This window comes from Clostridioides sp. ZZV15-6598, assembly GCF_020657705.1.
GTDB lineage: Bacteria > Bacillota > Clostridia > Peptostreptococcales > Peptostreptococcaceae > Clostridioides > Clostridioides difficile_F.
Map to the genome: position 1 here is coordinate 1 of NZ_JAGWCS010000146.1, position 8,639 is coordinate 8,639.

The 8,639-nt window shown below is 27.2% G+C and carries 7 protein-coding genes; 5 read left to right on the forward strand and 2 right to left on the reverse strand.

Going from position 1 to position 8,639, the window contains the following annotated elements; all coding sequences use genetic code 11:
- The first annotated feature begins 320 nt into the window (after nt 1–320).
- The gene (locus KGF50_RS18480) at nt 321–2,321 is read left to right on the forward strand and encodes an FAD-dependent oxidoreductase (RefSeq protein ID WP_227849421.1); all 2,001 of its coding nucleotides are present in this window, start codon (nt 321–323) and stop codon (nt 2,319–2,321) included.
- A 225-nt stretch (nt 2,322–2,546) separates the two neighbouring features.
- Here the strand turns inward: KGF50_RS18480 and KGF50_RS18485 are convergent, their stop codons facing one another.
- Nucleotides 2,547–3,179: a CatB-related O-acetyltransferase gene (locus tag KGF50_RS18485; protein WP_227849422.1), complete on the reverse strand. Its 633-nt coding sequence runs from the start codon at nt 3,177–3,179 to the stop codon at nt 2,547–2,549.
- 412 nt (nt 3,180–3,591) lie between these two features.
- On the opposite strand from KGF50_RS18485, the gene eis reads away from it, so the two are divergent.
- Nucleotides 3,592–4,803 carry a GNAT family N-acetyltransferase gene (gene eis / locus KGF50_RS18490; protein WP_227849423.1) on the forward strand — a complete coding sequence of 404 codons (1,212 nt, stop codon included), beginning with the start codon at nt 3,592–3,594 and terminating at the stop codon, nt 4,801–4,803.
- Between the two features lie 78 nt (nt 4,804–4,881).
- Here the strand turns inward: eis and KGF50_RS18495 are convergent, their stop codons facing one another.
- Nucleotides 4,882–5,790: a LysR family transcriptional regulator gene (locus KGF50_RS18495; protein ID WP_227849424.1), complete on the reverse strand. Its 909-nt coding sequence runs from the start codon at nt 5,788–5,790 to the stop codon at nt 4,882–4,884.
- 355 nt (nt 5,791–6,145) lie between these two features.
- On the opposite strand from KGF50_RS18495, the gene aroD reads away from it, so the two are divergent.
- The 3 genes from aroD (at nt 6,146) to KGF50_RS18510 (ending at nt 8,618) form a co-directional block, all read left to right on the forward strand.
- A complete protein-coding gene (gene aroD, locus KGF50_RS18500; RefSeq protein WP_227849425.1) occupies nt 6,146–6,913 on the forward strand; it encodes a type I 3-dehydroquinate dehydratase in 768 nt (255 codons plus the stop codon).
- Between the two features lie 20 nt (nt 6,914–6,933).
- Complete coding sequence (locus KGF50_RS18505) at nt 6,934–7,848, forward strand: CobW family GTP-binding protein (protein ID WP_227849426.1); 915 nt, start codon at nt 6,934–6,936, stop codon at nt 7,846–7,848.
- 203 nt (nt 7,849–8,051) lie between these two features.
- Nucleotides 8,052–8,618 (forward strand): beta-class carbonic anhydrase, encoded by a 567-nt coding sequence (locus KGF50_RS18510; protein ID WP_227849427.1) that lies wholly within the window; start codon nt 8,052–8,054, stop codon nt 8,616–8,618.
- The last annotated feature ends 21 nt before the right edge of the window (nt 8,619–8,639 follow it).

Genomic DNA, 8,639 nt, shown 5'->3' on the forward strand with positions numbered 1-8,639 from the left:
AGATAGATTATTATCTAAGTAACTTAAAATTAAAAAGAGAAGAATATAGAAGACTGTAAAATTTAAATATCATTAATATATATGTGTAGGTGTAAAATATTTAAATTATATAGATTTTAAGTAATCATGCTACATTAATAGTATATCACTATTAATGTAGCATGATTTTTTTGTTAAGGAATATAATCACAAAACCATAGAAAAAATCTATCAATAATGATAAAAATATGCACTGGTTTAATAGATTTCCACGCATTATAATAGAGACATAAATTTAAATTGCAAAAACTATAAACATAAAAACGTGTGGAGGAATAGAAATGAAAACATATCAAAATATCTTTGAACCATTAACTATAAAAAGGATGAATGTAAAAAATAGAATAGTTATGCCACCAATGGGAACAAATTTTGGTGGTGAAAGTGGAGAATTTAAAGATGAGCACATTAAGTATTATGAACAAAGAGCTAAAGGTGGAACGGGACTTATAATTGTAGAAAATGCTTGTATAGATTTTCCTTTAGGTTCTAATGGAACTACACAAATAAGAATAGACCATGACAGATACATACCTGCTTTATATAAACTAACTGAGAATTTACATAAACATGGAGCATGTGCAGCTATACAAATTAATCATTCAGGTGCTTCAGCTATGCCAGATAGGATAAATGGATTAACTCCAGTATCTTCTTCGAATATACCTTCAAAAAATGGAGGAACAATACCCAGAGAATTAAAAAAAGAAGAAATACTAGATATAGCTAAAAAATATGGAAAGGCAGCAAAAAGAGCTCAAATAGCTGGTTTTGATGCTGTAGAGATACACGCTGGACACTCATATCTAATAAGTCAGTTTTTATCCCCAATTTACAATAAGCGTACAGATGAATTTGGTGGAAGTCTTGAAAACAGAGCGAGATTTGCAAAACTAGTAATTGATAAAGTTAGAGACGAAGTAGGAGCATTATTTCCTATATCTTTAAGGGTAAGTGCTGATGAATTTATAGAAGGAGGAAATACTTTAGATGATACTTTAAAGCTTCTTGAATATTTAAATGAAGAAGTAGATATATATAATGTATCAGCAGCATTAAATGATTCCATACAGTTTCAAATCGATACTATGACATTAGAAGATGGGTGGCGTTCATATATGTCTAAAGCAGTTAAAAAAAGATTTGGAAAAGCGACAATAATAACTGGAAATATAAGAAATCCAGAAATAGCATCAAAAATACTTGAAAATAATGATGCAGATTTTATAGGTATGGGAAGAGGTCTTATAGCTGATCCTAATTGGGTTGAAAAAGTGAAAAATGGAAAAGAAGATTCAATAAGAAAGTGTATTTCATGTAATATAGGATGTGCAGGTAATAGAATTGGAGCAAATAGACCTATAAGATGTACAGTAAATCCAGACTTAATAAATGGAGAAGAATATAAACAAAGAAAAGTAAATAGGACAACAAATGTAGTTGTTATAGGTGGAGGAACGGCTGGTCTTGAAGCAGCAGCAACAGCATCAGAGGTAGGATGTAATGTATTTTTATTAGAAGAAAGGGAGGATATAGGAGGACTTGCTGAGACAATATCGACTTTTCCAGATAAAAGCAGAATAAATGATTTTCCAAAGTATTTAAAACAGAGAGTTAATAAACTAAAAAATTTAATTGTTTTTAAAAATACAAAGGCCGATATTGAATTTATAGAAAATTTAAAACCAGATATAATTGTAAATGCTACAGGTTCAAAACCATTACTTCCACCGATAACTGGTTTGTTGGATAGGATAGACCAAGAAAATGGAAAGGTGAGTTCAATATTCAAGCTATTTAATGATATAGAATATTTTAAAACAAAAGACTTAGAAAATAAGAAAGTAGTAGTTGTTGGTGGTGGAGCTGTTGGATTAGATGTTGTGGAATTTTTCTCAGAAAATAAGGCTAGAACTTTTATAGTTGAGATGTTACCAGTGGTAGGAAAAGATTTAGACCCTATAACAAAGGTAACAATGATGAAGATGTTAAAAGATTACAATGTTGATGTTTATACAGATACAGCATTATTGGAAGTTGATGATGATAATTTTAAAGTTAAGAAGGATAAAGAAGAATTTTTGCTAAATTTTGATTATGGATTTATATGCTTAGGGATGAAATCTAATAATCCAATTTTGAATGATTTAAAGAAACACTTTGAATCTAAAAATGTGGAGGTTCTAAATATAGGAGATAGTAAAATAGCTAGAAGAATAATAGATGGGGTTAGAGAAGGAAGAAATATAATAACAACTTTAGAAAAGTTAAATCTTTTATGATAATAAATAATAGATATAATTTTAGAAAAGTCAAATATTTTGTAGAGAATAAATAATAAAAATAAAGTAATCTTAGAAAAGTTGATTCATCTTTGTTTTATAACTTTAGTACTATTTTTAATTTTAACTATATTAAAGAATACTATTGGTAATACAGTAGATTTAAGGGAACTCCTAAAAAGAGTTCCCTTAAATCTCATTTTAAGATAAATTAGCCATAAAATATTAAATTAATTTATCAATATCTCCTGATTGAATGTGTTGAATATTTGATTGGATTTTTTCATATGACCAATCCCACCACTTAATTTTTAATAATTTTGAAATTATATCATCATTAAATCTTTTCTTTATAATTTTTGCAGGTATTCCTCCCACAATAGAATACGGTGGGACATCATTAGTAACTACAGCCCTTGTTCCAATAATTGCACCATCACCAATTTTTACACCTGACATAATTATGGCATCATAACCTATCCATACATCATTTCCAATTACAATATCACCCTTATTGTCCCAAGCATCTGTTATATGATTTATGTCTAATCCCCACTTTTCATAAAAGATTGGAAATGTATAAGTAGAGAGTGATTTCATTGTATGGTTTCCACTAGTCATTAAAAACTTTGTTTTACATGCAATTGAACAAAATTTTCCGATTATTAATTTATCATTGTTTATAGGATACTGATATAGTACATTATTTTTTTCAAAATCTCTTGGGTCATTATAAAAGTCATTATATATTGTATAATCTCCAACTTTTATATTGTCTCTTGTAATCACATTTTTAAGATATATAGTTTGATAATCATTACTTCTTGGATATATTTTATCTGAATTTGGAATAGTCATGTTTAAATCTCTCCTTTATATTATGTTGTTTTCCTGACTATCCCATTATTACAATGCATCTCTTCACAGAATCACTCCTTACAGATTACTTATTTATAGCTTATTATTTTATTTTCAATAAAATATTTTTAACTATGCCGTATTTTATGACAATTGTCTATTTATTTGATTATATCAAAGTAATAAAAAATTACAAGCATTTGAGATATACTAAATATAAATCATTTTTTATTAAGTTAAACAACGCTATTATTGCATTTAACTTTAATTTTCAATAGTGATTTGACTAGAATATATTGGGTATGATAGAATTATGCTTATATAAATATTTATGTAGTATTTATGTAAATTTATTATCTATATTATATAAATAGATAGTATTTATATGTATTTATTTTTAGGAGGTTTTATTATGAGTCGACTAGAGAGACTCGAAATGAAGAAAGTAGAAACTAAGCATTTACAACAATTCAATCAATTGTTACGTTATGTATTTCAAGTGACAAACCATGATTTACAACAAGTAGGTTGGGAAGAAAGAGAAATAACTCTTGCTAAACTACCTGTATTAAGACAAGCAGATGTATTTGGCTGGTTTGATGAGGATAAATTAGTGTCTCAAATAGCTGTTTATCCATTTAAAATCAATATATTTGGTCAAGAATACGATATGGGTGGACTTACTGGTGTTGGAACATATCCAGAATATTCTAATTTGGGTCTTATGGATAAATTGATGAGACAAGCATTAACAGATATGAGAGAAAGAAAACAATCTATATCTTATTTATTTCCATACTCAATTCCATATTATCGTCGTAAGGGATGGGAAATAATATCAGATAAGATATCTTTTGAAATTAAAGATACTCAGTTACCAAAACCTAAAGCGGTATCAGGAGAAGTTGAGCGTGTAAGTATAGAACACGAAGATGTCAAAAATGTTTATGAACGCTTTTCTAAAAATAACCATGCGTCCATGATTAGAAGTGAGTTGGCATGGGAAGAATACTGGCGTTGGGATTTAGATGACTTAACATGTGCAATTTATTATGATAAAAACCGTGAAGCACAAGGTTATGTGTTATATTGGATTTCTGATGAAATATTCTACATTAAAGAAATGGTATTTGTAGAAGAAGAGGCACGTACAGGATTATGGAATTTTATAAGTGCTCACTTTTCAATGATAAATAAAGTGGTTGGAAATACATATACAGATGAACCATTGGCATTTTTACTTGAAGATGGAGACATAGAAGAAAATATAAAACCATACTTTATGGGTAGAATTGTTGATATAGAACAATTTATAAACCAGTATCCATTTAAAGAACAAGAAGATGAAGTAAAGTTAGTCTTTCAATTAAAAGACCCTTTATTAGATTGGAATACAGGAGTATTTACACTAAATGTTTCTAAAGAAGGTAAAGGGATATTAACCGCTGGTGGTGATAAGTATGACTTGAAGCTTGACATACAAACACTTACAACTATGTTACTTAGCTACAAAAGACCAACTTATCTTCATAGAATAAAAAGAATTATTTGTGATAAAGAAGTAGTAGATTTATTAGAAAATCTTATTGAACGTGAAAATCCATATTTCTCAGATTATTTCTAATAAACTTTAATAAATTTTAAAATGTATCTGGGATTGTACAGAGTATTTACTCTGCAACAATCCCTTTTTAACGTGTTTTTATTCAGTTTTATCAATTAGATTGTTGTTTTTACTATAATTAATAACAAAGCTTTTAAAACTATTAACAGCAGGAGTTAAATATTTATTTTTCATTGTAGCTAAATATATGTATCTTTCATGTATAGGATTTGTTATTGATAATACCTTTACATTAAAATATTTAAGAGCAAAAATATTTGGAACAACTGCTATACCATAGTTAATAGAAACTAAACCTGCAACAGCTGTATCTTCTTCTGTTTCACATACAATTTGTGGTTTTACATTGACTTTTTCAAAGAGATTATCAATAATTGGTCTAACACCACTATCTTCACTAAAGAATATAAAAGGATAATCCTTTGTATCTTTTAAGTCTACACTTTTATTTGAGGCTAAAGGATGGCTATATGGCACTATTACAACCAATTCCTCCTGAAGTATAGCTGTAAAATCTATGTTGGGTTCATTTGGAACAAAAGAGCAAAATGCTAAATCAAATTTTTCATCTTTTAAACCTTGGATAATTTTTTTAGTAGTACCTTGACCAAATGAAAATGAAATATTTTTATTTGACTCTTTTTCTAAAAACTTACCAAGTATATCTGGAATGAAGTAAGCTCCCAATGTATAAATAAATCCTAAGTCTATGACACCTTTTGATATACTGGTATATTCTCTAAGCTTTTTTTCTCCTCTTTCTAATTCACCCAATGCTTTATCAACATAAGTTAAAAAAAACTTACCATATTTAGTTAAACGAACATTTCTACCTTGTTTTTCAAATAAAAAGGTTCCCAACTCTTTTTCAAGAGCAGATATAGCATGACTTAAGCTTGGTTGAGTTATAGACAATTGAGTAGCTGCTTTTGTATAATGCTCAACCTTGGCTAAAACTCTAAAGTAATGCAAATGATTTAGATTCATTGATATTCAATCCCTTCATAAGTAATGAAATTCGAGTAATTTCTACATAATTATAGCATAATTCATAGATTAATTCTATTAATATTAAGAATAATATGCAATATATTAATAATACTTAAGTAATATAATGAAATTACAAAAACGAATGTAAAAAAATTAAATGTAAGTATATTTAACCTTTTTGAGTATACTTATTATTGTTTATCCACTATAAGAATTGTTGTTTTAAGAAGTTAAAATAAATATCATTGTAGAATTAGTATTGTTATGACTTATAGTATTTTTACGATATAATAATATTGTGAAGTAAAGAATATAAAATCTGACAAAACTTCTATATGTGTGGAGGAGAAACATGAAAAATATAGTACAAGTAAAAAATATTAAAATAGGGGAAGGTATACCTAAAATCTGTGTACCAATAGTTGGAAAAACTAAAGAAGAAATTATTGAAGAAGTTAATGACTTAAAGGGAATTTGTTTGGATGTTGTAGAATGGCGTGTTGATTTCTTTGAGAATGTAGAAAATATTCAACAAGTTAAAGATGTTCTCAACGAATTAAGAAAATATATACCAAATACACCTCTATTATTTACATTTAGAAGTATAAAAGAAGGTGGACAAAAATTAATATCAAAAGATTATTATACTATTTTAAATAAGGAAATTTCTAATACAGGATTAATAGACTTAATAGATGTAGAACTATTTATGGGAGATGAAATTGTAAATGAAATAGTTGAGTTTGCTCATGAAAAAGAAGTGAAAGTAGTCATGTCAAATCATGATTTTAATAAAACTCCCGAAAAAGAAGAGATTATATCTCGTTTATGCAAAATGCAAAAACTAGGAGCAGACTTACCTAAAATAGCTGTTATGCCACAAAATGAAAGAGATGTTCTAGTGTTGCTTACAGCTACAAATGAAATGGTTCAAGTTTATGCAGATAGACCAATAATAACTATGTCTATGGCAGGAATGGGAGTTATAAGTCGCTTGTGTGGAGAAATATTTGGCTCTTCATTGACTTTTGGAGCAGCTAAAAAGGTTTCTGCACCAGGTCAAATATCAGTTGAAGAACTAAATTCAATACTACATGTATTACATAAAAGTATTAATTAATTTAAAAGGATTGAGTATATATGATAAGGGTTGATGTTGTTTCAGGTTTTTTAGGAGTAGGAAAAACTACACTCATTAAAAAAATATTGAAAGCATGTTGTGATGAAAAAGTAGTTTTGATTGAAAATGAATTTGGTGAAATTGGGATAGATGGAGAACTTATAAAGGATGAAGCATTTAAAGTCTATGAACTATCAAATGGATGTTTATGTTGTACTATGAAATATGATTTTGTAGATTTAGTAGATAATATTATAAATGAATGTAATCCAGAAAGAATCTTAATAGAGCCAACAGGGGTAAATATTTTAAGTGAGATAATAAGTGTATTAAAAAGTAAAAGATTAAAAGATAAGTGTCAAATAAATTCTTTAATTACAGTGTTAGATTGTGAAAGTTATCTAGAGCATATAGATGTTTTTGGGACATTTTTTACTGACCAGATAGAAAATGCAAATATTTTAATGTTAAGTAAGGTACAACTTGTAAATGATGAAACTATTGAAAAAATAATTGATTCAGTTAGAAGATTGAATAAAGTTTCTACAATAAATAGAAGTCCTTGGGATGATTTAAGTGATAGTGATATAAAAAATATAATAGGGATAAAGAATAAACATAAAACTAGAATAGATGATTTACTTTTTTCAAAAAATGTTTCACATACAAACGACAATATTGAATCAATGTCTATTGAAGTTTCTAGAAAATTTACAGAAGAAGCTTTAGGTAATGTTTTAAAAGAATTAAAAAGTCCTAAGTGTGGTAATATAATAAGAGCAAAAGGTTTTGTAAATTCATTTGATGGATATTTAGAGTTTAGTTATTCTTCTGGTAAAACTAATATTTTTAAATATAGTGGAATTAAGGATGGAAAAGTAACTATAATAGGCTTAAATTTAGATAATAAAGTTTTAAAAGAATTATTTAATTAAATAACAAAAATATATAATTCTAATTTTGATTATTAAAAGATTCGTATAGGAATCTTTACTAATATAACTAATATGTGAAATTATGGAAAAATAATAATTTTATAAAAATAGATGATAAATATAAATTAAATTATATATGTATATATTGTAGTCCAATAGTGATATAATAATATAAAAAATTTTTATAGAGAGTGAGATTACATATGCGAAAACTTGAAGAGATATTAGAGTATAACAAATCATTTGTAAAAAATAAAGAATATGAACAGTATGCAACATCAAAACATCCAAATAAAAAAATAGTAGTCCTATCTTGTATGGATACAAGATTGACTGAACTTTTACCTAAAGCCATGAATCTTAAAAATGGAGATGTTAAACTAATAAAAAATGCAGGTGCTACTATAATGCATCCGTTTGGAAGTATTATGAGAAGTATTTTAGTTGCAATTTATGAATTTGATGTGGATGAAGTTATGGTTGTAGGACACCATGGATGTGGTATGTGTAATGTGGATACAGATAAATTACTAAATAAAATCTTAGATAGAGGAATATCAAATGATGTAATACTTACACTTCGTAGTGCAGGAATTGATACAAAACAATGGTTACATGGATTTGATTCAGCAGAAGATTCTGTAAAAGATAGTATTAATTTAATAAAAAGTCATCCTTTAATTCCAGAAGGAATTATTGTGCATGGTTTGATTATATCACCAGAAACTGGAAAATTAGATGTTGTTATAAATGGGTATGAGGATAAATAATATATTGTTATAGTATATAAG